The 20,522-nt window shown below is 65.4% G+C and carries 21 protein-coding genes; 10 read left to right on the top strand and 11 right to left on the bottom strand.

Annotation, left to right across the window (positions count from 1 at the left end):
- Nucleotides 1-8: 8 nt before the first annotated feature.
- Genes KUV38_RS07105 through KUV38_RS20880 form a run of 3 tightly spaced genes read right to left on the bottom strand, consistent with a single transcriptional unit; the run spans nucleotide 9 to nucleotide 2,632 of the window.
- Nucleotides 9-944, bottom strand: coding sequence for a tyrosine recombinase (locus KUV38_RS07105; protein WP_222469376.1), 936 nt, complete (start codon nucleotides 942-944; stop codon nucleotides 9-11).
- Nucleotides 945-950: 6 nt separating this feature from the next.
- Complete coding sequence (locus KUV38_RS07100; protein ID WP_222469375.1) at nucleotides 951-2,453, bottom strand: hypothetical protein; 1,503 nt, start codon at nucleotides 2,451-2,453, stop codon at nucleotides 951-953.
- 44 nt (nucleotides 2,454-2,497) lie between these two features.
- A complete protein-coding gene (locus KUV38_RS20880) occupies nucleotides 2,498-2,632 on the bottom strand; it encodes a hypothetical protein (RefSeq protein ID WP_261384566.1) in 135 nt (44 codons plus the stop codon).
- A gap of 85 nt (nucleotides 2,633-2,717) precedes the next feature.
- On the opposite strand from KUV38_RS20880, the gene KUV38_RS07095 reads away from it, so the two are divergent.
- Nucleotides 2,718-3,308: a shikimate kinase gene (locus KUV38_RS07095; RefSeq protein ID WP_261385171.1), complete on the top strand. Its 591-nt coding sequence runs from the start codon at nucleotides 2,718-2,720 to the stop codon at nucleotides 3,306-3,308.
- Nucleotides 3,309-3,326: 18 nt separating this feature from the next.
- On the top strand, nucleotides 3,327-4,433 hold the full coding sequence (gene aroB, locus KUV38_RS07090; protein WP_222469373.1) for a 3-dehydroquinate synthase: 1,107 nt from the start codon (nucleotides 3,327-3,329) through the stop codon (nucleotides 4,431-4,433).
- Here the strand turns inward: aroB and KUV38_RS07085 are convergent.
- Complete coding sequence (locus KUV38_RS07085; RefSeq protein WP_222469372.1) at nucleotides 4,430-5,074, bottom strand: hypothetical protein; 645 nt, start codon at nucleotides 5,072-5,074, stop codon at nucleotides 4,430-4,432. The two genes, aroB and KUV38_RS07085, sit on opposite strands and share 4 nt — an antisense overlap.
- A 135-nt stretch (nucleotides 5,075-5,209) precedes the next feature.
- A complete protein-coding gene (gene ssb / locus KUV38_RS07080) occupies nucleotides 5,210-5,731 on the bottom strand; it encodes a single-stranded DNA-binding protein (protein WP_222469371.1) in 522 nt (173 codons plus the stop codon).
- A 224-nt stretch (nucleotides 5,732-5,955) separates the two neighbouring features.
- Here ssb and KUV38_RS07075 point away from each other — a divergent pair, with 224 nt between their 5' ends.
- The 3 genes from KUV38_RS07075 (at nucleotide 5,956) to KUV38_RS07065 (ending at nucleotide 7,327) form a co-directional block, all read left to right on the top strand.
- Nucleotides 5,956-6,504 (top strand): lytic transglycosylase domain-containing protein, encoded by a 549-nt coding sequence (locus tag KUV38_RS07075; protein ID WP_261384568.1) that lies wholly within the window; start codon nucleotides 5,956-5,958, stop codon nucleotides 6,502-6,504.
- 10 nt (nucleotides 6,505-6,514) lie between these two features.
- Nucleotides 6,515-6,961: a hypothetical protein gene (locus tag KUV38_RS07070; protein WP_222469369.1), complete on the top strand. Its 447-nt coding sequence runs from the start codon at nucleotides 6,515-6,517 to the stop codon at nucleotides 6,959-6,961.
- 195 nt (nucleotides 6,962-7,156) lie between these two features.
- A complete protein-coding gene (locus tag KUV38_RS07065) occupies nucleotides 7,157-7,327 on the top strand; it encodes a YdeI/OmpD-associated family protein (RefSeq protein ID WP_222469368.1) in 171 nt (56 codons plus the stop codon).
- Between the two features lie 31 nt (nucleotides 7,328-7,358).
- On the opposite strand, the gene KUV38_RS07060 is transcribed toward KUV38_RS07065, so the two are convergent.
- The 6 genes from KUV38_RS07060 to miaA all read right to left on the bottom strand — a co-directional run bounded on the left by KUV38_RS07060 (nucleotide 7,359) and on the right by miaA (nucleotide 16,165).
- Complete coding sequence (locus KUV38_RS07060; protein WP_222469367.1) at nucleotides 7,359-9,443, bottom strand: ABC transporter ATP-binding protein; 2,085 nt, start codon at nucleotides 9,441-9,443, stop codon at nucleotides 7,359-7,361.
- A gap of 180 nt (nucleotides 9,444-9,623) precedes the next feature.
- Nucleotides 9,624-11,039 (bottom strand): ABC transporter permease, encoded by a 1,416-nt coding sequence (locus tag KUV38_RS07055; protein WP_222469366.1) that lies wholly within the window; start codon nucleotides 11,037-11,039, stop codon nucleotides 9,624-9,626.
- A gap of 13 nt (nucleotides 11,040-11,052) precedes the next feature.
- Nucleotides 11,053-12,141 carry an ABC transporter permease gene (locus tag KUV38_RS07050; RefSeq protein WP_222469365.1) on the bottom strand — a complete coding sequence of 363 codons (1,089 nt, stop codon included), beginning with the start codon at nucleotides 12,139-12,141 and terminating at the stop codon, nucleotides 11,053-11,055.
- A gap of 111 nt (nucleotides 12,142-12,252) precedes the next feature.
- Entirely contained in the window at nucleotides 12,253-13,902 is a 1,650-nt protein-coding gene (locus KUV38_RS07045) for an ABC transporter substrate-binding protein (protein ID WP_222469364.1), read from the bottom strand.
- A gap of 324 nt (nucleotides 13,903-14,226) precedes the next feature.
- Nucleotides 14,227-15,066: a helix-turn-helix domain-containing protein gene (locus tag KUV38_RS07040; RefSeq protein WP_222469363.1), complete on the bottom strand. Its 840-nt coding sequence runs from the start codon at nucleotides 15,064-15,066 to the stop codon at nucleotides 14,227-14,229.
- Between the two features lie 229 nt (nucleotides 15,067-15,295).
- On the bottom strand, nucleotides 15,296-16,165 hold the full coding sequence (miaA, locus tag KUV38_RS07035; protein ID WP_222469362.1) for a tRNA (adenosine(37)-N6)-dimethylallyltransferase MiaA: 870 nt from the start codon (nucleotides 16,163-16,165) through the stop codon (nucleotides 15,296-15,298).
- Nucleotides 16,166-16,250: 85 nt separating this feature from the next.
- Between miaA and pyrH the strand changes: the two genes are divergently transcribed.
- The 5 genes from pyrH to dxr all read left to right on the top strand — a co-directional run bounded on the left by pyrH (nucleotide 16,251) and on the right by dxr (nucleotide 20,521).
- The gene (gene pyrH / locus KUV38_RS07030) at nucleotides 16,251-16,988 is read left to right on the top strand and encodes a UMP kinase (RefSeq protein WP_410000850.1); all 738 of its coding nucleotides are present in this window, start codon (nucleotides 16,251-16,253) and stop codon (nucleotides 16,986-16,988) included.
- A gap of 108 nt (nucleotides 16,989-17,096) precedes the next feature.
- Nucleotides 17,097-17,654 (top strand): ribosome recycling factor, encoded by a 558-nt coding sequence (gene frr / locus KUV38_RS07025; RefSeq protein WP_222469361.1) that lies wholly within the window; start codon nucleotides 17,097-17,099, stop codon nucleotides 17,652-17,654.
- A gap of 190 nt (nucleotides 17,655-17,844) precedes the next feature.
- Nucleotides 17,845-18,570, top strand: a complete 726-nt coding sequence (gene uppS, locus KUV38_RS07020; protein ID WP_222469360.1) for a polyprenyl diphosphate synthase — start codon at nucleotides 17,845-17,847, stop codon at nucleotides 18,568-18,570.
- Nucleotides 18,567-19,349 (top strand): phosphatidate cytidylyltransferase, encoded by a 783-nt coding sequence (locus tag KUV38_RS07015; protein ID WP_222469359.1) that lies wholly within the window; start codon nucleotides 18,567-18,569, stop codon nucleotides 19,347-19,349. Before uppS ends, KUV38_RS07015 begins: the two co-directional genes overlap by 4 nt.
- On the top strand, nucleotides 19,346-20,521 hold the full coding sequence (gene dxr / locus KUV38_RS07010) for a 1-deoxy-D-xylulose-5-phosphate reductoisomerase (RefSeq protein WP_222469358.1): 1,176 nt from the start codon (nucleotides 19,346-19,348) through the stop codon (nucleotides 20,519-20,521). The genes KUV38_RS07015 and dxr overlap by 4 nt, the downstream gene beginning before the upstream one ends.
- Nucleotide 20,522 lies beyond the last annotated feature (1 nt).

The raw sequence follows: 20,522 nt of genomic DNA, 5'->3' as shown, positions 1-20,522 counted from the left end.
CCGTCAGCTTACCCGTCTTTCGCCAGTGGGTGATGCTCCAGCACCAGCGCCTTCAGCCGCTCTTCCAGAACATGGGTGTAAATCTCGGTCGTCGAGATATCAGCGTGGCCCAGCAGCACCTGAATCGAGCGCAAGTCTGCCCCTCCGGCCAGCAAGTGGGTGGCAAAGGCGTGGCGCAGTCGGTGCGGGGTGACGCGCGAGGGCATGACCCCGGCGACCACCGCGATCTCCTTGATCAGCGCGTAAAACCGGTGGCGGGTCAGGTGACCCTCCTTGGAGCCGGACGGGAAGAGAAACCGCGACGGCGGCGTGCCCCGCTCGGCCTTGGCCTGCTCCTGCGCCGCATCCAGCAGCTTCAGCCATTCAGCCAGCGCCTGACGCGCGGGGGGCGAGAGCGGCACCATCCGCTCCTTTCCGCCCTTGCCCTTCACCAGCAGCATCCGCGGGTCGCCACGTGCCGCCTGCACCGGCAGCGAGACCAGCTCCGAAACCCGCATCCCGGTGGCATAGAGCAGCCGCATGAGGCAGGCGTTGCGCATCCGGTCTTCGCCCCGCCCGGTCTCTGGCGCGGCCTCAAGCAGGCGCTCCACCTCTTCGGGTGAGAGCGTTTTGGGCAGCGCCTTGGAGCGGCCCGGCCCCTTGATTTGCAGGGCCGGGTTGTCGCCCCGTAGCCCTTCCTCGAAGGCAAATCGGTAGAGCTGTTTGATCGCCGAGAGCCTGCGCGCGCGGGTGGCTTTGGCGAGCCCCTGCGCCTCGCAATCCACCAGATAGGCCTCGATCACTGCCCTGTCGGCCGCCTCGATCTGCACAGTCTTGCGGTCGAGAAACGCTGCAAAATCAGTCAGATCGCGGGCGTAGGCCAGTTGCGTGTTGCGCGCGGCATCCAGCTCGGCGGCCTGCGTGGCGATGAAGGCGCTGATCCACCGTTCCGCCGTACCGGGCATCGCGCATCAGCCCCGGCGGTCCAGCAGCATCAGCTGGAGCGCATAGCGCCGCGCCACATCTTCGAGCCGGACGGAACGCAGGAAGGCGATGGCATTGGTCACATCGTCGATGTCGCCCTCGGCGCCGTTCTCCAGCACATCCATCGAAAGAAGGATCGCCTCGCCAATCCGGCCCTCCCCGGCGGGGCGGGCAAGGCTCTCTGGCACCTCGGTGGTGGTAAAACCCTCGGTGATCGCTTCGGCAAGGCTGTCGGGCGCGGTCGCATCCTCCGGCAGCCCTCGGGCGAGGGCGGCGAGGAAATTATCCATTGGGCCGGTCGGAGCAGTTTCGGTCAGCGCAAGGCGCTCGTAAGCCTCCGTCAGCAGGCCGATGCGCCAGGCCAGCACGGCGCTTTCGCCGCTCAGGTCGGCCTGTTCCAGCCGGGGGCCGAAGAGGTTGGCGAAGGCCAGTTCCAAATGAGCGGATTCCGCCTGCGCCCAAGCCGTGGGAAGGTGACGCTCCACAGCGTCGGCATTGCCCTCTTCAAGCGCAAAATCAAGACGTTGCATCACGCCGACCCGGTCCCAAACTCCGCCCGAGGCCGCCGGTTTTTGCTCTGACCAGATCTCCATGAGTTGCTCGGGCAGCAGGCTGCCCACGCGGGCCAAACGCTCCGCCGCGCCGATCCGGGCCTTCCAGCCCGCGGTGTCGCGCAGGTCGGCATGGGCAAAGGCCAGCGGCAGGCGCGTGGTCGGCACCGGCTCGCCGATAGCCTCCAACATCCGGTACACAAGCGGCGAGGGGCGCTCGGGCGCGGGCAGGGGCACGGCTCCATCGGCCAGTTCCGGGTCGAGGAAGCGGGCCAGAAGGGCATCTTCCTCGTCCGAGAGGTGGCCGAGCGCCTTGGCGGTATCGAGCGTGAGCGCCGCAGTCTGCCATTCGCCGGTGCGGGCAAGGCAAAAGATGCGGGTGCTGTAGCTAGGCGAGATCCCCGGCGTGGCGCGCAATTGCTGGCAACCGGCATCCTCGTGGCCCTGAAGCAGCGCCACATCGAAGCTGCGCTGAAAGATCGCCGGAGCCTTGGAGCCGGTGCGCTTGAGCATCTCGGCGGCCTCATCCACCGCCCCGCGGGCCAGTAGCGCGTCAATCCGGGCCTGAAACAGCAGGCCTTCGGGGCCGGCGCCAATGGGCGGGTCCAGCTCGGTGAGCAGCAAAAGGCGGATCAGGCCCTGCTGGGCCGGCATCGGCTCAACCGGCAGCTCCGCAATGAGGCGGCGCAACCGGTCCAGCTCGGAACTGCCCCAGATATTGCCGGGAAACCCGGCCTCACGCCGCCCGATCAACCCGATTCCATCAGGCGAGGGGGCGCCGAGGGGCGTGACGGTTACGGTCTCGATCCCGGCAGAACTGGCCACCGGCGGCTCATTCGAGGGCGCAACGGCCACAACCGGCGTGGCGAGGCTGTCAGAGAGCCAGTCGATGGAGGAAATGGGGGCCTCTTGCGCCCAAAGCGCCGTGCCAAGGCTCATCGCCCCGGCTGCTCCCAACCCCAACGCCTGCGCAATTCTCATCGTCAATCCACGTCGAGCTCCACCGGCTCGCGCACCTCTTCCATCTCGGGGCTGAGATCGCCCAGATAGGCAAACCCTACCAGCCCGATGAACCCGAGCACCAGTAATACCACGATCAGTTTGAGTATTCGGAGCATATGCCCTGCCGTCCTGCCCTTGTTTTTGTGCCTCATTCCCCCGGCTGGCGAGATTATATATGGCAATCCGCGCGAGTTCACGCCATTGAGGGCGACAAAATTTTTTGACCGGCAGGAAGGTGCCAAGAGCTTGGCGGAACGGCTGAAAAAGACAGTCGCCCTCGTGGGGATGATGGGGTCGGGCAAGACCGCCGTGGGAACGGCGCTGGCAAAGCGCCTTGGCGTGCCGTTTCTCGACAGTGATGCCGCCATCGTTCAGGCCGCCAACATGAGCATTGCCGAGATCTTCGAGCGCGATGGGGAGGCCTTCTTCAGGGCGCGCGAGTCGGAGGTGCTTTCGCGGCTTCTGGTGGGGCAGGTGGGGATCCTCTCGACCGGGGGCGGGGCCTATCTTTCTGCCGCGAACCGAGAGCTGATTCACACCAAGGGCGTGGCGCTCTGGCTGAAGGCTGATACCGATTTGCTGTGGAACCGGGTCAGGCACAAGACGACTCGCCCGCTGCTACGCACCGCCGATCCACGCGCCACGCTGGAGGAACTGGTCGCCAAGCGCGAGCCATCCTATGCGCTGGCCGAGCTGATGGCGCAGGCGCGGCCTGAATACTCTATCGCCGAGATGGTAGAGGAAGTGGTGAAGGTTCTCGCCACACGTGAAGACGTGCTTTCAAGAGATTGAAACGATAGGGGTATTTCCATGACCGAGATCGTGCCTGTTGCCCTGCCGGGCCGTGAGTATGACGTGCGGATCGGCGAAGGGCTCATCGCCCGTGCAGGCGCCGAGATCGGCCCCTTGCTGGCCCGGAAACGGGTGGCCGTGGTGACTGATGCCCATGTGGCGGCGGCACATCTGGAGGCACTGGAAGCGGGCCTGCGGGCGGAGGGAATCGAACCGGTTTCGCTGGTGCTGCCCGCCGGAGAGGCGACCAAGAGCTGGGAGCAGCTCGGCCGCACGGTGGAATGGCTCATCGCCCAAAAGGTCGAGCGGCGGGATGTGGTCGTGGCCTTGGGTGGCGGGGTGATCGGCGACCTTGCGGGCTTTGCAGCTGCCGTGCTTCGCCGGGGCGTGCGCTTTGTGCAGGTGCCGACCTCGCTGCTCGCGCAGGTCGACAGTTCGGTCGGCGGCAAGACCGGCATCAACTCGCCCCTCGGCAAGAACCTCGTCGGCGCCTTCCATCAGCCCAGCCTCGTGCTGGCCGACATTCTGGCGCTGGAGAGCCTCACCGAGCGCGACTTTCTCGCAGGCTACGGCGAAGTGCAGAAATACGGGCTGCTCGGCGACGCACAATTCTTTGAATGGCTTGAGAAAAATGGCCCTGCGCTGGCCTCTGGCGACCGGGAGGCGCGGGCCTATGCGGTGCGGCGCTCGGTGGAGATGAAGGCCGAGATCGTGCTGCGTGACGAGACCGAGCAAGGCGACCGCGCGCTTTTGAACCTTGGCCATACCTTTTGCCACGCGCTGGAGGCCGCCACGGGCTACTCCGACCAGCTGCTGCATGGTGAAGGCGTTGCGATCGGCTGTGCGCTTGCCTTCGAGCTCTCGGCGCGACTTGGTCTTTGTGCGCAGGAAGCGCCGAGCCGCGTGCGGGCGCATCTGGCCGATATGGGGATGAAGAAGGACCTGGCCGACATTCCCGGCGAACTGCCGGGCGCCGAGGCGCTGCTTGAGCTAATGGGGCAGGACAAGAAGGTGGTGGACGGCAAGCTGCGGTTCATTCTCGCCAAAGGGATCGGTGAGGCCTTTGTGACCTCGGATGTGCCGCGTGATGCGGTGCTGGGCGTGTTGGAAGACGCTCTCGGTTAAAGGGGCGAAGCCTGCGGCCCGTCGCCCGGCGGGCTGGCTTGCGAAGGACCTCTGCTGTGCAGTGCCACGCGCGTGCCAGCGTCCACTAGCGCCGCCAGCCAGCGGGCCCAGAGCGCTGCTCCGAGAATGATGAAGAGATAGACCGGCGCGCCAAGTGAGGCCTTGCTGGTGATTGCGAAGAGCAGGGTGCTGAGGCCGTAGTGGAGCACCAAGATGGGTGCGCCACCCGCGACGAGCGCGAAGACCCGTGCTGCGAAGCCAGGCGCAGGGTGATCAGGCAGGAGCTTCGCGAGGCCTACGGCCTGCAGTAATACCAGAGCGCTCCAGGCGACGGAGAGGTAGATCACCTCACGCGGCGCGGGACCGATGATAGCTTGCCGAGGAGGCGGAATGGCATCGGGCTCGGGGATAAACTCCCAGCCGCCCGCCGCGAACTCGGTGACGAGGTAGATGATCGTGATGAACAGATAGCAGCCCAACGGCATGGCCCAGAGCCAGAAGGCCGCGCGCCAGAACAGGCCAGTTGGTGGCGCAGGGACGCCGCGCCGGGCGATCATGTGGCGCAGTGTTGCGGCAACGGCCCAGGGCGCCGCTGAGAGCAGAACCGCGAGCAAGAAGACGGCGACAGTGGCCGTGCTCATGAAGATGAGCGGCACGATCGAGAGCAAGGCGAGCGCCGTCCATAACGCCCAAACGCGCCATGGGCGGTGACAGCCTTTTACAAATCGCAGGAGTGCGGCGGCGGTCAGTGTGAGCGCCCCGCGCATGTGCTTGGCTTAAAACGGAATCTCGTCGTCGATGTCGCCGCCAGCAGGGGCGTTTCCGCCGCCGTAGCCGCCACCCGAGCTGCCGCCGCGGTCGTCATAGCCGCCACGGTCATCGTAGCCGCCACCGGAGGAGGAGCCGCCGCCGTAGCCGCCGCCACCCCCACCGCCGGCGCCTTCGCCGCGGCCGTCGAGCATGGTCAGCGTACCGTCATAGCCCTGCAGGACCACCTCGGTCGAATAGCGGTCCTGGCCGTTCTGGTCCTGCCATTTGCGGGTTTGCAGCTTGCCCTCGATGTAGACCTTGGAGCCCTTGCGCAGGTACTGCTCGGCGATGCGCACAAGCCCTTCCTGAAAGATCGCCACCGAGTGCCACTCGGTCCGCTCGCGGCGCTCGCCTGTGTTGCGGTCTTTCCATTGTTCGGATGTGGCGATGCGCAGGTTGCACACCTTGCCGCCGTTCTGAAACGTGCGGGTTTCGGGATCGCGGCCGAGATTGCCGATCAGGATCACCTTGTTCACGGAACCGGCCATGCCCGGACCTCCCCATATCTTGTGGCTCGAATCTTTCGGTGACGCTACACCACCTGAACATGGTTAAAAACCGGTTTACGGCGCCTGACGCAACTGTGCGGAATTGCGGGGTGGCCCCGAGAGCGATTTTGGCTAGAATGCGGGCTGCAAGGGGGCCGAACGGCCCGGAAGGAACGGGGCCGAGGGGCATGAAACGAGCAGTTGCGGCGGTTGTCTGCCTTTGCATGGCAACGCCATTGATGGCTGAGAGCTTTTCGTCGAAGTCACGCAAGAAGCTTTTCCTGAACCAGACCAAGCTGCTCGACAGCCGGGCCGCCAGCCAATACGCGGCCTCGGTGCGGTTGCAGCCGCCGACGGTGAACACGCCCTCCAAGTATGACGGGACCGGCCCGCGCTTCAACGGCTCCTACAAGGGGGTCTATCTGCCGATGGCCAAGGCGGCGGCCTCCAAGCACGGGGTGCCGGAAGACCTGTTCCTGCGGCTGGTGCAGCAGGAGAGCGGCTGGAAGCCCAAGGCCAAGAGCCACAAGGGCGCGATTGGCCTTGCGCAGCTCATGCCGTTCACCGCTGCCAAGATGGGCGTGGACCCGCATGACCCCAAGCAGAACCTCGAAGGTGGCGCCAAGTATCTGCGGCTCATGTACGACCGCTACAAGAGCTGGCGACTTGCCCTTGCGGCCTACAATGCTGGCCCCGGCGCGGTGGACAAATACGGCGGCGTGCCGCCCTACCGCGAGACCAAGAATTACGTGAAGGTCATCTGGGGCTCCTGAGCCGCTTCCCATGCGCAAGCTATTCGTTCCTCTGATCGTCGCGGTGATCCTGATCGGGATCGGCAGTGTGGCATGGCAGGGTTACCGATGGGTAACCGGAGTGGCCGAGACTTTCACCGAGATGGACGATCCGGTGTTCGCGATGCATGCGGCGATGGCTGAGAACGAGGATGAAAAGGCCTATGCCTTCCTCGCGCCGGAGCTACAGGAGCGCGTGTCGATTGCCGAGTTCGAGCGTGAGTTCCGCGCCCAGCAGATCTGGGGCGACGCGGGCAGCTTCAGCTTCAGTGGCCGGTCGATCAACAACAGCAAGGCGCGCATCCGGGGCAGCTATACCCGCTCCGATGACACGGTGTTGCCGGTGTTTGTGGAGCTGGAAAAGCTGGGCGAAGAGTGGAAAATCACCCGCTTTCACTTCGGTGCGCCGCCTCCGGGGCAGGAAGAGTGGGAGATCTGATCGCGAAGCTGGTCAGGCGATTTTTCTGAATGATTTCAGCTTAAACGGCGGGTTTTGGCCGAACCCCATAGCCCGGATAGGTTGATTTCTGCCGCGGGTGATCGGCCGATCTGGCAGGGGCCGCAGGGGCGGACTAGATGCAGGGCAGACCCGCGAAAGGTTTGACCCGTGACCAGCACTCCGCCCCCTCGCAACATGCCCGCCGATGTGCGGGCCGAACTTGCCAAGCACGGCCTGTTGGCCCGTTATGGCGCTGCCCCGGCGGAGCGGCGGATGAGCTACCTCGCCCGGATCGAGGCCGCCCGGCAAGGCCCGGCGCGGGCGGCGCGGATCGAGCAGATGATCGAAGCTCTCAAGCGGGGTTAGTCCGCATTTACAGCGAGTTGCTCTGCAATCCTCATTCAGCCGCCACCTTGATGACCGGCTCCATCCCGGCGAACTCTTCGTCGGGCAGGTGGCATTTGACCTGGTGGCCACTTGCCATTTGCCGCATTGGCGGCACCTCGGTTTCGCACAGCCCGCCGGGGACCCGGTCTTTCCAGCGGCAGCGGGTCTGGAACGGGCAGCCGGAAGGCGGGTTCATGGCGGAGGGGATATCGCCCTCCAGCACGATGTGCTTTTTCTCCACGCTGGTATCGGCGATGGGCACCGCCGAGAGCAGCGCCTCGGTGTAGGGGTGATAGGGCGGGGCGAAGACCTGCTCGGTATCGCCGATCTCGACCACATGGCCGAGATACATCACCATCACCCGGTCTGACAGGTAGCGCACGATCGAGAGGTCGTGGCTGATGAACAGGAGCGTTGTCTTCTCTTCGCGTTGAATTTCCATTAACAGGTCGGTCACGGCGGCCTGCACCGACACGTCCAGCGCCGAGACCGGCTCATCCGCAACCACGATCTTGGCGCCGCCTGCGAAGGCGCGGGCAATGCCAACCCGTTGTTTTTGCCCGCCCGAAAGCTGGCGCGGCATCCGCTCAGCAAAGGCGCGGGGGAGTTTGACCAGATCGAGCAGTTCGAGCATGCGCTGCTCGCGTTCGCTATCATTCTTGCCGATGCGGAAAATCTCCAGCGCGCGGATGATCTGGCGGCCGACGGTCATTGAGGGGTTGAGCGTGTCGAAGGGGTTCTGGAACACCATCTGGACGGAGGAGACGGTATCGGGGTTGCGGGCCTCGATGGGGGTGTCCTGAATGTCCTGGTTGAAGAGCAGGATCTGGCCTTCGGTCGCCGTCTCCAGCCCCATCAGCACCTTGGCGAAAGTGGACTTGCCGCAGCCAGATTCGCCAACGATGGCAAGGGTTTCGCTTTCGCGGGCCTCGAAGCTGAGTGTCTCGTTGGCCTTGACCACGCGGGTATCGCCGCCGCCGAAGAGGGCGTTGGAGGCGACCTCGTAGTATTTTTTCAGGTTGTCCATCTTGAGGACCACATCCCCCGGCTCGGCCTTCTTGTGGGTGGTCTCGGTGACGATGGGGGCGCTCCAGTCGATCTCCTGAAACTTCAGGCAGCGGGTGGCGTGGCGGTCGTTGCCGGGCACGTCGAACATGGGGATCGCGTCGGCGTCGCAGCGGCCGGCCTCGAAATAATCGCAGCGCGGGCCGAAGTTGCAGCCGTGGGGTCGCTCGTGGGGCAGGGGGAAGTTGCCGGGAATCGCGACCAGCGGGCGGGCGTTTTTATCGGCCCCGGGCAAGGGGATAGAGCGGAAGAGGGCCTGGGTGTAGGGGTGCTGCATCTCGTCGAACACGTCTTCGATGGAGCCGCGTTCGACGGCCTCGCCGGAATACATGACGCAGAGGCGGTCGCAGGTTTCGAGCACCAGCCCGAGGTTGTGGGAGATGAACAGCATCGAGGTGCCGTATTTCTTGCCGAGGTCCTTCACCAGCTCGACCACGGCGGCCTCAACGGTTACGTCCAGCGCGGTGGTGGGCTCGTCGAGGATGAGCAGAGAAGGCTTTGACATCAGAGCCATAGCGATCACGATGCGCTGCTGCTGGCCGCCGGAAAGCTGGTGTGGGTAGCTCTTGAGCATGCGCTCTGGATCGGGGAGCTTCACGTCGGTGACGACCTCCAGCGCGCGGGCCCAGGCCTCTTTTTCGCCGATGCCCTCGTGGATCATCGGGACTTCCATCAGCTGTTTGCCGATCTTCATCGCGGGGTTCAGGGAGGCCATAGGCTCCTGATAAATCATGGCAATTTCCTTGCCACGGATGTCGCGCAGCTCCTCGAGGCTCATCTGCCCGAGGTCGCGCCCCTTGAACTTGATCGACCCGCCAACGACCCGGCCGTTGACCCCCAAATCCTGCATCACGCCGAGCGCCACGGTGCTCTTGCCGCAGCCGGATTCTCCAACCAATCCAAGGGCTTCGCCCGGCATCACCTTGGCCGAGAAGTCCATCACCGCCGGGATCTCGCGCAGGCGGGTGAAGAAGGAGATGGAGAGCTTGTCGATCTCCAGAATGGGGCCGTCGTAAGTTTCTTCAGCCATGGGAGTCTCCGGCGTTAACCATGCGTTGGGGGCGATGCACAAGTGATGCACATCCGATGCACATCCCATGCGCATGTCGGATGACATAGGGGGTGAAGTCTTGCCCCAGCGTGCGCAGGGGATTGACGGGATTTCGGCGGGTGGGTTGCGCCCATCCTGCGGCGAAGCGCGCCTGCATCATCAATCCTTCAGGCTCTCTTCGCGCAAGCCGTCCGCGAGCAGGTTTAGGCCGAGGACGAGGCTCATGAGGGCGAGCGCCGGGGCGAGGGCGGGGTGGGGGTAGATCGACAGGAGCTTGCGGCCCGAGTTGATCGTGGTGCCCCAGTCGGGGCTGTCGGGCGGCAGGCCGAGGCCGAAGAAGCCGAGGGTGCCGAGCAGAATGGTGGTGTAGCCGATGCGCAGGCAGAAATCGACGATCAGCGGGCCGCGCGCGTTGGGCAGGATCTCCCAGAGCATGATGTACCATGGGCCTTCGCCGCGGGTCTGGGCGGCGGCCACGTAGTCGCGCGTCTTGATGTCGAGCGCGAGCCCGCGAACGATACGGAACACCGTGGGCGAGTTCACGAAGACCACCGAGACGAAGACCACGAGGATGTTGCCGGGCATGGAGATGAGGCCGAAGGGGTCGGCGTTCCACGCCACGCCAAGGTAGATGTAGCCGCCGATCAGCAGCGAAAGCCCGATGTAGAGGTTTCTCTTCATCGGGTCGGTGAAGTAGCGCGAGTTGAACAGCACCACGAGGAACACGATGGGGAAGAGGAAGAGCACGCCCGCCATGTAGCGGGGCAGGCCGCTTGCCACGATCTCGGGGGTCACCAGCAGGTAGAACAGCAGGATCACCGGGAAGGCGAGGATGAGGTTGGCGAGGAAGCTCAGGAAGGTGTCGAGCTTGCCGCCGTAGTAGCCTGCGGGAAGGCCGAGGGTGATGCCGACCATGAAGGCGAAGATGGTGGCGAAGGGGGCGATCTTCATCACCTCCCAGCTGCCTGCGACCATGCGGGAGAAGACATCGCGCGCAAGATTGTCGCCGCCGAGCAGATACCACTCCAGCCCCTCTGTGCCCTCGGGCACGGGTGTGCCGGGCACTTTGTTCTTGAGGCCCGAGACGGCGGTGAGCGGCTCGTGGGTGAGGATCATCTGGTAGAAGATCGCGGTGAAGATCCAGAACAGGACGATGCCAAAGCCGATCATGCCGACTGTGCTGTCGAACAGTTTGCCGTAGAGGCCGAGGCGGCGCTTGAAGGTGATCGAAAGGGCGAAGACCACGGCCATGCCGATCCAGACCGGCAGGAGCCGGGCCGAGATATGGCCGATAATGCCCTTGGAGCCGCCGGGCAGCAGCATGCCGACGAGCGCGTAGGCGAGGATGCAGGCCAGCGCCACCAGCAGGGCGCCCATGGTGACGTAGCCGATGTAATCCATCGGCGTTCGGGTGCGCACGGCCGTGCCGTCATGCTGAATGATCAGTTCGCCGGATTTCATCCCGAAGAGGCCGAGCAGGAATTGCACGAGGAAGGCGATGACGAGGAGCGCGCCTGCGGTCAGGAAGACCGGGTTGAGGAAGGAGAGCGCGCCTGTCCAGGTAAGGGGGTCCATCTGTTGTCTCTCCTTACGAAATGCGGATGCGCGGGTTGAGGTGGACGTAGCCGATGTCGGAGATCAGCTGGGTGATCAGCACGACGAGCACGGAGACGATGGAGACGCCGAGCAGCAGGTCGATGTCGTTGTTGCCCGCCGCCTGCACCAGCGCCCAGCCGAAGCCCTTGTAGTTGAAGAGGCTCTCGACGATCACCACGCCGTTCAGCAGCCACGGGAACTGGAGCATGATCACGGTGAAGGGGGCGATCAGGGCGTTGCGCAGGGCGTGCTTCATCACGATGTTCGGAAAGCTCACGCCCTTCAGCCGGGCGGTGCGGATATATTGCGCGGTCATCACCTCGGCCATCGAGGCGCGGGTCATCCGGGCGATGTAGCCCATGCCGTATAGGGCGATGGTGAGGACGGGGAGGAAGAAGTTGTTGAAATTGGCGTCATCCATTGCCGCTGTGGCGGTGCCCTTGAAAATTGTGCGATCCGAGATGAAGCCCCATTCCTTGAACATCGGTGAAAGCCCATTGGCTGAACTGGCCAGCAGCGCGATGAGGATGACACCCGATACATACTCAGGCATGGCGGTGCTTGTGATGGATACGGTCGACAGTGTTCGGTCTGTCTGGCTCCCTTCGCGCATCCCCGCGAGCACGCCGATCAGCAGGGCGCAGGGGACCATGAGTAGCATGACCCAGAGCATGAGTTTGGCGGTCAGCCCTAGCCGCGTGCCGATGATCGAGGCCACGGAGTCGCGGAACACGGTGCTCTCGCCCCAATAGCCTTGCAGGATGCCGCAGAAGCTGGGCGCCTCTGCCGGGGTTTCGGCCAGGCCGACACAGCGGCCTGCGACCACCTCGCCGCCGTCGCCCTCACGGGTCCAGCCGGGCACTACGCCGAGCCATTCGCCGTAGCGGACCACCATGGGCTGCCCGAAGCCGTTGTTCGCCAGCCAGCCCTGCACCTCTTCGTCCGACATGCGCGAGTTGCCCTGAAACTTGGCGAGCTTCTCGAGGTTGCTGTCGAGGTTGGTGAGGTAGAAGACGATGAAGCTGAGGCAGAGGGCCGTCAGCAGCATCGTTCCGATCCGTCGGACGAGGAAAAGGCCCATGGAATATCCCTGTCTGGCCGCGCGTGGTTATGCGTTCTTGGTGGCGCGGTGTGGATGGGTGCGGCGGGGCCGGGTGATGGCCCCGCCGCCGTGTTCAGCTGTGGGGCCCGATCAGGCCTGTTCCATCCACCACTTATAGTGATGCATCTCGAAGGTGGGATGCATGTCCACGTTGTGGACGTTGGACTTGTAGTGGCGGAAGAGCGAGCGCCAGTAGGGCTGGATGACCACGCCCTCGTCGATCATGATCTGCTCCAGCTTGGCCATCACCTCGGAGCGGGTGGCGGCATCGGAGATCGACATGGCTTCGGCGAGCAGGTTGTCGAACTCCTCGTTGGCGAAGGCGGCCTCGTTCCAGGCCACGCCGGACTTGTAGGCCAGCGCGAGGATCTGGACGCCGAGGGGGCGCATGTTCCACTCGGTGGCCGACCACGGGTAGGCGAGCCAGTCGTTCCAGAAGGTGGAGCCGGGCAGGATGGTGCGCTTCACGTTGATGCCGGCGTCGCGGCATTGCGCGGCCACGGCATCGCAGGTGGCGGACTGCCAGTCGTCGTCGATCGAGATCAGCTCGAACTCGGTGTCGGCCTGGCCTGCGGCGGTCAGCATCTCCATCGCCGCCGCCGGATCGGGGGCGGGGGTTTCGATCTTGGCGTATTCCGGGTGGATCGGGCAGACGTGGTGGTTTTCGGCCACGGTGCCGAGGCCGGAGTAGCCGAGTTCGAGCACAACGGCGTTGTCGACCGCGCTTTGCAGCGCCTTGCGGACATCGGCGTTGTCGTAGGGCGCGTTGCTCTGGTTGAAGCGCACGCAGATGGTGGCGGCGGTCACGGCCTCGGACTTCTCGAAGCCGATGCCGTCGAGCACTTCGATGAACTCGCCGGTGGACTGGTAGGTCATGTCGACCTCATCGGCGTCCATCGCGGCCATCCATGCGGCCATGTCGGTGCCGAAGTCGATGAACTCGATGGTGTCGAGGTAGGCCTCGCCGCCCCACCACGTGTGATCGGCGTTCTTGACCAGCGTCTGCTTGACGCCGACCTCGTTTTCGCCGGGCAGGAAGGGGCCGGTGCCGATGGGGTTTTCGGCGGGGTCGCCGCCATCATAGCTTTGGTGGACGATGGCCGCCGGGTAGTCGGCCATGCCGGGCACGATGGTGATGTCGGGCGCGGAGCAGACCAGTTTGACGGTCATGTCATCGACCACGGTGATCGCGCCTTCGCGGGCGGCGCCGCTCTCTTCGTCGATCAGGGAGGACATGCGGGAGGCCATCGAGTTGCCCTCGACGCCCTTTTCGCACCAGCGGTTGAAGTTGAAGGCCACATCCTCGGCGGTGAAGGCATCGCCGTTGTTCCAGGTCACGCCGGGGCGGACCTTGAGGGTGTATTCGGTGGCGTCCTCGTTGGCTTCCCAGCTTTCCAGCAGGCGGCCCTCGAAGGAGCCGTCGGCGTTGTACTGGACGAGATACTCGAGCCAGCCGCGCGAGAAGTTGGCCATTTGCGACCAGTCGTAGTTGCGCGGATCTTTCAGCGCCTTGGTTTCCATCTGCACGCGCAGGGTGCCGCCCATCTGCGGCTCCATGCCGTGGCTTTCGGCGGCGGCGGGCGTGGCGCCGATCAGGCTGTAGGCCCCGGCGGCGGTGACGCCCAGCGCGGTGGCGCGGGTCAGAAACTCGCGGCGGTCTAGCTTGCCGTCGAGATGCTCGGCGGCATACATCCGCGCGGCGTCATGCACCGGCTTGGTGGCTTGGGTGGGGTGCGTCATCTTGTTCTCCCTGTGACACAGTTTTTTGGGTCGGCCCCTGAGCGGCGCCTGTTCTGTTTTGCCGGAGGATGCGCGGTGGCCTGATCTCGCGCGCCGTTGCTTGTGCAATCCGGCCCGCAGGCCGCATCCCCCCGATAACGCAATGAGGCCTCAGCGATGGCCCCGCGTCAATGTCGCTTTCCGCCATAGCATGTAACAAAAGCGACATGGGCGCGAGCCAAAAACGACATGGCGCGCCAGCAGCGACGGATTACGGGCGTTTCGGGCTTTGCCGGGATTTCAACGACTTGCCCGCGCGAGCAGGGGATCGCGGCTGCCCCAAGGTCAGGCTTTGCGCGCCGCGCGGAAGGCGGTTGGGGTCTGGCCGGTACGCTCGTGGAAGACGCGGGAGAAGTAGGCCGAGGAGCGGTAGCCCAGCATCTCGGAAACGCGGCGCACCGGCATGTCGGTTTCGACCAGCAGGCGGCGGGCCTCGTAGCCCAGACGGTCGGCAAGGATCGCAGAGGCTGGACGGCCGCAGCTTTGGCGGCAGGCGCGGGAGAGGTGGGTGGAGGTGACGCCGAGGGTTTCGGCATACTCCGAGACCGACTGGCCGGTGTAGAGCCCGCGCTCGACCGCATCGGTGAACCGCTGGGCCAGACGGCGCGAGGCGGTATCGGCGGCGGTGTCCTGTGCGCCCGCGTGCTGGCGCTCGATCCAGACAGAGAGCAGGCCGCCGTGGTGGGTGAGGGCCTTGTCGCGGGCCGGGCGGGTGCCGTCGATCTCGCGCTGCATCGACTCGAGCAGGGTGGTGACCTCGCCCTGGGCCAGCGCATCGCGCACCCGCAGGTGGCAGGGCGCGGCGGGCAGCTCGATGCCGGAGTTCTCGTTGAAGAAGACGGCGGTGCCATAGACCTGCGCCGTCACCTCGAAGCCGAACATGGTGCGGGGCGGGATGAAGATGGCGTTATGGGCGCCGTAGCCACGGGTGAGGCCAGCCACGGTGATGCGGCCCTGACCGCGGGTGAACCAGAGCATCAGCGGGGTGCGGTAGCTGCGCATCGCCTCGGTGCGCCACTTGCCGCCCGTCGCCAGCCGGGCGAGCGGCACGAGTTCAATCGGGGCCTTGGGCGGCGCCGGGGTGAGCGGTCCGGTCACGGGGCGGTGGGTGGTGCGAGGCAGCATGGCGGCAGCAGGTCCTGAAACGGCGAAATGGCTGAAAATGGCGAGACTATGGTGAGCGGAAGGCGGGCAGATGGCGGGATGATTGCCGAGGCGCGGGGGCGCTTTCAAGGGTTATGTTGGAAATGTGCAAATGGGGCCCATTGCGCCGGATTGTTGAGGAAATCGGCGCAATCGAGGGTTGGGGGCGATATCTGGGAGGGGCGTTGAGCGTGGCCCCAAGATGCTGCGGTCAGAGCGCGCTGGCGGAGACGGTTTGCCAGGCCTGCATCCGCGCCCGAAACCATGAGCGCTGCCGTTTTGCGTACTGCCGTGTTGAAATTTTGGCACGCTCGGCGGCCTCGGAGAGACTCATCTTGCCGCGCAGGTGGGCGATCAACTCCGGCGCGCCGATGGCTTTGGCGGAGGGCAGGGTGGGGGACCAGTGGGGCAGATTCGCCCGGGCCTCGTTCAGTGCGCCGGCCTCCAGCATCAGGTCGAAGCGGCGGGCGATGCGGGGGGTGAGCCACTCCTTTGGGGCATCGACGAGGAAGGGCTGGGCGTTGGAGAGCGGCAGGAGCGGCGGCGGGGTTTCATCCTGCCAGCGCCAGAGCGGCTTGCCGGTGGCGCGGAGCACCTCCCATGCGCGTTGGACGCGGGCGCGGTTGGCGCAATCGATCCGGCTGCGCTGCTCTTCGTCCAGCGCGGCGAGCAGGGCAGCGAGGGGCAGGGCATCGGCCTCGGCGCGGACCTCGGGCGGCACCTCGGGGATCTCGGCCAGCCCTTCGGTGAGCGCGGTGAAGTAGAGGCCGGTGCCGCCCACGATGATCGGGCGGGCGCCGCCGGTGAGCAGAGGGGCGATATCGCGCAGCCAATGGCCAACGGAATAGGCGGTATCGCCGGGCACATGGCCATAGAGCGCGTGCGGGGCGGCGGCCTCTTCTTCCGCCGAGGGGCGAGCGGTGAGCACGCGCCAGTTGGCGAAGACCTGAAGCGCATCTGCGTTCACCACCACCCCGCCGGAGCGTGCGGCCACCTCGAGCGCGAGGGCGGATTTGCCTGATGCCGTGGGCCCGGCGATGAGCACGGGGCGGTCGGCATCCAGCGATTTCCAGTCTATCATGTCGCCTGCACACATCCGCCGTTGAACCCGCCCGCAAATTCCGACATTTTGCGCGCCAGATGCAAGTGGCCCCGGGGAGAGCGCGATGATGGATGCAATCGGAGATGGGGCGGCAACGAAGTATCGGCGGGTTCTGCTGAAAATTTCCGGCGAGGCGCTCATGGGCGATCAGGGCTTTGGCCTGCATCCTCCCACGGTGGAGCGCATTGCCCGCGAGGTGAAGAGCGTCAGCGATCTGGGCGTCGAGATCTGCATGGTCATCGGCGGCGGCAACATCTTTCGCGGGCTTGCGGGCGCCGCGCAGGGGATGGAGCGGACCACGGCCGACTACATGGGGATGCTGGCCACGGTAATGAACGCGCTGGCGATGCAGGGGGCGCTGGAATCGCTCGGCATCCACACCCGGGTGATCAGCGCGATCCCGATGGATCAGGTTTGCGAGCCCTACATCCGCCGCCGCGCGGTGCGCCACCTCGAGAAGAAGCGGGTGTGCATCTTTGCCGCCGGAACGGGTAACCCTTATTTCACCACCGACACCGCGGCGACGCTGCGGGCCAACGAGATGGCCTGCGAGGCGATCTTTAAGGGCACCAAGGTGGACGGGATCTATGACATGGACCCAAAGCTGCACCCCGAGGCCAAGCGCTACGACAAGGTGAGCTACGACGAGGTGCTGATGAAGAACCTCAAGGTGATGGATGCCTCCGCCATCGCGCTCGCGCGGGACAACATGCTGCCGATTATCGTGTTCAGCCTCGACGAGCCGGGGGGCTTCACCAGCATTCTGGCGGGCGAAGGCACCTATACGATGGTGAAGGGCTGAGGGATCGCCCGTGCTGGGGCAAATGGTGGGTTGCACCAACCCTACGGCGCTGGAAATGCAAAGCGCGCTGGCATAGAAGCGCGGGCAGATTGAGAAGAGGACGAGCTGATGTCTGACGAATTCGAGCTGGATACCGACGATCTGGAGCGCCGGATGGATGGCGCCATCGCCAACCTGCGGACGGAGTTTGCGAGCCTGCGGACGGGCCGTGCCAGTGCCAGCATGCTGGAGCCGGTGCAGGTGGAGGCCTATGGCCAGATGACCCCGATCAACCAGGTCGGCACGGTCAACGTGCCCGAGCCGCGGATGGTGACGATCAATGTCTGGGACAAGGGCTTGGTGAACGCGGTTGAAAAGGCGATCCGGAATTCCGGGCTGGGCATCAACCCGCAGATGAACGGCACCATCATCATGCTGCCGATCCCCGAGCTGAACGAAGAGCGCCGCAAGGAGCTGACCAAGGTGGCGGCGCAATATGCCGAGAACGCCCGGGTCGCCGTGCGCAACGTCCGTCAGGACGGGATGCAGCAGATCAAGAAGGCCGACAAGCTGGCCGAGGATGACCAGAAATTCTGGGAGCAGTCGGTGCAGGAGATGACCGACGCCCACATCAAGAAGATCGACGGGGCGCTGGAGGCCAAGCAGGGCGAGATCATGCAGGTCTGAACCTGTGAAAGGGATCTGGTAACCCGATTGCAACGCGATGCGCGTAGGGCTGGAGCCGGGCTCGGCCTGCCGCGCAGACCCGCAGCAAATCCGGGCGGCCGCCGGGACATTCTGGCAATGGCCGCCCTGCCGCGCTAAAGACGGCAGTGCCGGTGCCCAGAACGGGCAACACGGCGAGGAGGCCGGCAGTATGGCGACAGAGGCGAGCGAAGGGGCGGCACCGCGGCACGTGGCCATCATCATGGATGGCAACGGCCGATGGGCAACGCGCCGGGGCCGGCCAAGGCTCTTTGGCCATCAGGCGGGCGCCAAGCGGGTGCGCGAGATCGTCGAGGCCTGCCCTGATCTGGGCGTCAAGTATCTGACGATCTTTGCCTTTTCGACCGAAAACTGGAAGCGGACGCAGGCCGAGGTGGCCGGGCTGATGCTGCTGTTCCGGCGCTACATCACCAAGGAGGCGCAGCGCCTGCTGGCCAAGGGCGTGCGGGTGCGGTTCATCGGCGACCGGGTGAAGCTGGATGCCAAGCTGGTCGCGCTGATGGACGAGCTGGAGGCGCTGACGGCGGGCAACGAGAAGGTGCATCTGACCATTGCGCTCAACTACGGGGGCCGCGACGAGGTGACCCGCGCGACCCAGCGCATGGCGGTGGAGGTGGCCGAGGGGCGGCTGAGGCCCGAGGATGTGGATGCTGAAACCCTAGGCCGCTTTCTGGACACTTGCATGCTGCCCGACCCCGACTTGGTGATCCGCACCAGCGGCGAGGCGCGGATCAGCAACTTTCTGCTCTGGCAATCAGCCTATGCGGAATACGAGTTCATCGACACGCTCTGGCCGGACTTCTCGGCGGAGTGCTTTGCAGAGATCACCCGGGGCTTCGCCTCTCGGGACAGGCGATTTGGAGCCGTGAAGGCATGAGTGGAAAGTGGGACGATCTGGCGCCGCGGGTGATCGCAGGCGCGGTGATGGTGGTTGTCGGCGTGGCAGGCATAAGGGCCGGGGGCATCTGGTTTCAGATGCTGGCGGTGTTCGTGACCGCGGTCATGATCTGGGAGCTGGCCAGCATGATCAAGCGGGAGGGCGAAAGCGCGATGCTGCTGGCGGCCATCACCGCCTCGGTGCTCTCGGGCCTGCTGGCGCATGAGGCGAACTGGGCACTGCTGCTGCTCTTTGCCCCTGCCATTGTGGGCGCCCTGATGATGCCGCGCGAGCGGCTGACGTTCTTCCTGTTTGCGCTCGGCATCATGACGGCGGGGTGGGGGCTGGTAAGCTTCCGCGATGTCTATGGCGGCACATGGCTGTTCTGGCTGGTCTTCGTGGTCGTGGTGACGGATGTGGCAGGCTATTTTGCCGGACGGATGCTTGGCGGGCCGAAGTTCTGGCCGGCGGTCAGCCCGAAGAAGACATGGTCTGGCACGGTGGCGGGCTGGGTCGGCGCTGCCTGCGTGGGCGCGCTGTTTTTGACCTTCACCAACGCCGGACGTGACCTGATCTGGATTTCGGCGGTGCTCGCCTTTGCCAGCCAGATGGGCGACATCGCGGAATCGGCGCTGAAACGGCGGATGGGGGTGAAGGACAGCTCTTCGCTGATCCCCGGCCACGGCGGGCTGTTCGACCGGTTCGACGGGTTGCTTGGTGCGTCGCTGCTGATGCTGCTCGTGGCGCTCATCGTTGACGTGCCCGAGGTGCGGATTTGAAGCGGGTCAGCCTGCTTGGCGCGACCGGCTCCATCGGCGAGAGCGCGATTGACCTGATCGGGCGCGGCGGGTTCGAGGTGGAGGCGCTGACCGGCGGGCGCAACGTGGCGCGGCTGGCGGAGCAAGCGGTAGAGACCGGTGCGGCGCTGGCGGTGACCTGTTTTCCCGAATGTTACGAAGAGCTTGCAGCGCGGCTTGAAGGCAGTGGCGTGGAGGTTGCGGCGGGGCCGGATGCGGTGGCGCAGGCGGCGTCACGGCCTGCGGACCTGGTGCTGAACGGCATCGTCGGGGCGGCGGGCTTGCAGCCCAGCCTCGCGGCGGTGCAGGCCGGGTCCACGCTGGCGCTGGCCAACAAGGAGAGCCTCGTTTGCGCCGGGCCGCTGCTGATGGAGACAGCGCGCAACTCGGGGGCCACGGTGCTGCCGGTGGACAGCGAACATTCGGCGGTGTTTCAGGCCTTGGTGGGCGAGGAGATGGCTGCGGTGGAGCGGGTGGTGATCACCGCGAGCGGCGGCGCGTTCCGCGACTGGCCGCTGGAGAAGATCGCCCGCGCCACGCCCGAAGAGGCGGCCACCCACCCGAACTGGGACATGGGCCAGCGGATCACCATCGACTCGGCCTCCATGTTCAACAAGGCGCTGGAAGTCATTGAGGCGCATGAGTTCTTTGAGCTGGAGCCTGAGCAGATCGAGGTGCTGATCCACCCGCAGAGCGCGGTGCATGCGCTGGTGGGCTTTCGGGACGGGGCGATGATGGCGCATCTGGGCGCGCCCGACATGCGCCACGCCATCGGCTACGCGCTGAACTGGCCGGAGCGGGCCGAGCTGCCGGTGGAGCGGCTCGACCTTGCCGCGCTGGGGCGGCTCGACTTTGCCGCACCCGACCCGGCCCGCTACCCGGCGCTCGGCCTCGCGTGGGAGGTGATGCGGGCGGGCGGGCTGATGGGCGCGGTCTTCAACGCGGCCAAGGAGGCGGCGCTGGACGGGTTCATCGCGCGCACCATCGGCTTTGCCGAAATGGCGCAGGTCGTGGAGCAGGTGATGGGCCGGATGGCCTCGCAAACCGGCCTTAACAATGACATGATGACCCTTGATAACGTGCTGCAAGCTGACCAGATGGCACGAGAACTGGCCCGCGAGGCCATGGCAAAGACAAAAGAGGCAACGGGCTAGG

Source organism: Vannielia litorea (genome assembly GCF_019801175.1).
GTDB classification, from domain to species: domain Bacteria; phylum Pseudomonadota; class Alphaproteobacteria; order Rhodobacterales; family Rhodobacteraceae; genus Vannielia; species Vannielia litorea_B.
Note: the sequence above shows the minus strand (reverse complement) of the source record. Positions and strands in the feature narration are given on the sequence as shown.

Excerpts from the sequence above, each read along its gene's own strand:
- uppS (WP_222469360.1), top strand. The coding sequence starts at position 17,845 with ATGGCGACAGAGGCGAGCGAAGGGGCGGCACCGCGGCACGTGGCCATC.
- frr (WP_222469361.1), top strand. The coding sequence starts at position 17,097 with ATGTCTGACGAATTCGAGCTGGATACCGACGATCTGGAGCGCCGGATG.
- KUV38_RS07085 (WP_222469372.1), bottom strand. The coding sequence starts at position 5,074 with ATGAGCACGGCCACTGTCGCCGTCTTCTTGCTCGCGGTTCTGCTCTCA.
- KUV38_RS07040 (WP_222469363.1), bottom strand. The coding sequence starts at position 15,066 with ATGCTGCCTCGCACCACCCACCGCCCCGTGACCGGACCGCTCACCCCG.
- KUV38_RS07055 (WP_222469366.1), bottom strand. The coding sequence starts at position 11,039 with ATGGACCCCCTTACCTGGACAGGCGCGCTCTCCTTCCTCAACCCGGTC.
- aroB (WP_222469373.1), top strand. The coding sequence starts at position 3,327 with ATGACCGAGATCGTGCCTGTTGCCCTGCCGGGCCGTGAGTATGACGTG.
- KUV38_RS07070 (WP_222469369.1), top strand. The coding sequence starts at position 6,515 with ATGCGCAAGCTATTCGTTCCTCTGATCGTCGCGGTGATCCTGATCGGG.
- KUV38_RS07060 (WP_222469367.1), bottom strand. The coding sequence starts at position 9,443 with ATGGCTGAAGAAACTTACGACGGCCCCATTCTGGAGATCGACAAGCTC.
- KUV38_RS07065 (WP_222469368.1), top strand. The coding sequence starts at position 7,157 with ATGCCCGCCGATGTGCGGGCCGAACTTGCCAAGCACGGCCTGTTGGCC.
- KUV38_RS07050 (WP_222469365.1), bottom strand. The coding sequence starts at position 12,141 with ATGGGCCTTTTCCTCGTCCGACGGATCGGAACGATGCTGCTGACGGCC.
- pyrH (WP_410000850.1), top strand. The coding sequence starts at position 16,251 with ATGATGGATGCAATCGGAGATGGGGCGGCAACGAAGTATCGGCGGGTT.
- KUV38_RS07105 (WP_222469376.1), bottom strand. The coding sequence starts at position 944 with ATGCCCGGTACGGCGGAACGGTGGATCAGCGCCTTCATCGCCACGCAG.
- KUV38_RS07100 (WP_222469375.1), bottom strand. The coding sequence starts at position 2,453 with ATGAGCCTTGGCACGGCGCTTTGGGCGCAAGAGGCCCCCATTTCCTCC.
- ssb (WP_222469371.1), bottom strand. The coding sequence starts at position 5,731 with ATGGCCGGTTCCGTGAACAAGGTGATCCTGATCGGCAATCTCGGCCGC.
- KUV38_RS07075 (WP_261384568.1), top strand. The coding sequence starts at position 5,956 with ATGGCAACGCCATTGATGGCTGAGAGCTTTTCGTCGAAGTCACGCAAG.
- miaA (WP_222469362.1), bottom strand. The coding sequence starts at position 16,165 with ATGATAGACTGGAAATCGCTGGATGCCGACCGCCCCGTGCTCATCGCC.
- KUV38_RS20880 (WP_261384566.1), bottom strand. The coding sequence starts at position 2,632 with ATGCTCCGAATACTCAAACTGATCGTGGTATTACTGGTGCTCGGGTTC.
- KUV38_RS07045 (WP_222469364.1), bottom strand. The coding sequence starts at position 13,902 with ATGACGCACCCCACCCAAGCCACCAAGCCGGTGCATGACGCCGCGCGG.
- KUV38_RS07015 (WP_222469359.1), top strand. The coding sequence starts at position 18,567 with ATGAGTGGAAAGTGGGACGATCTGGCGCCGCGGGTGATCGCAGGCGCG.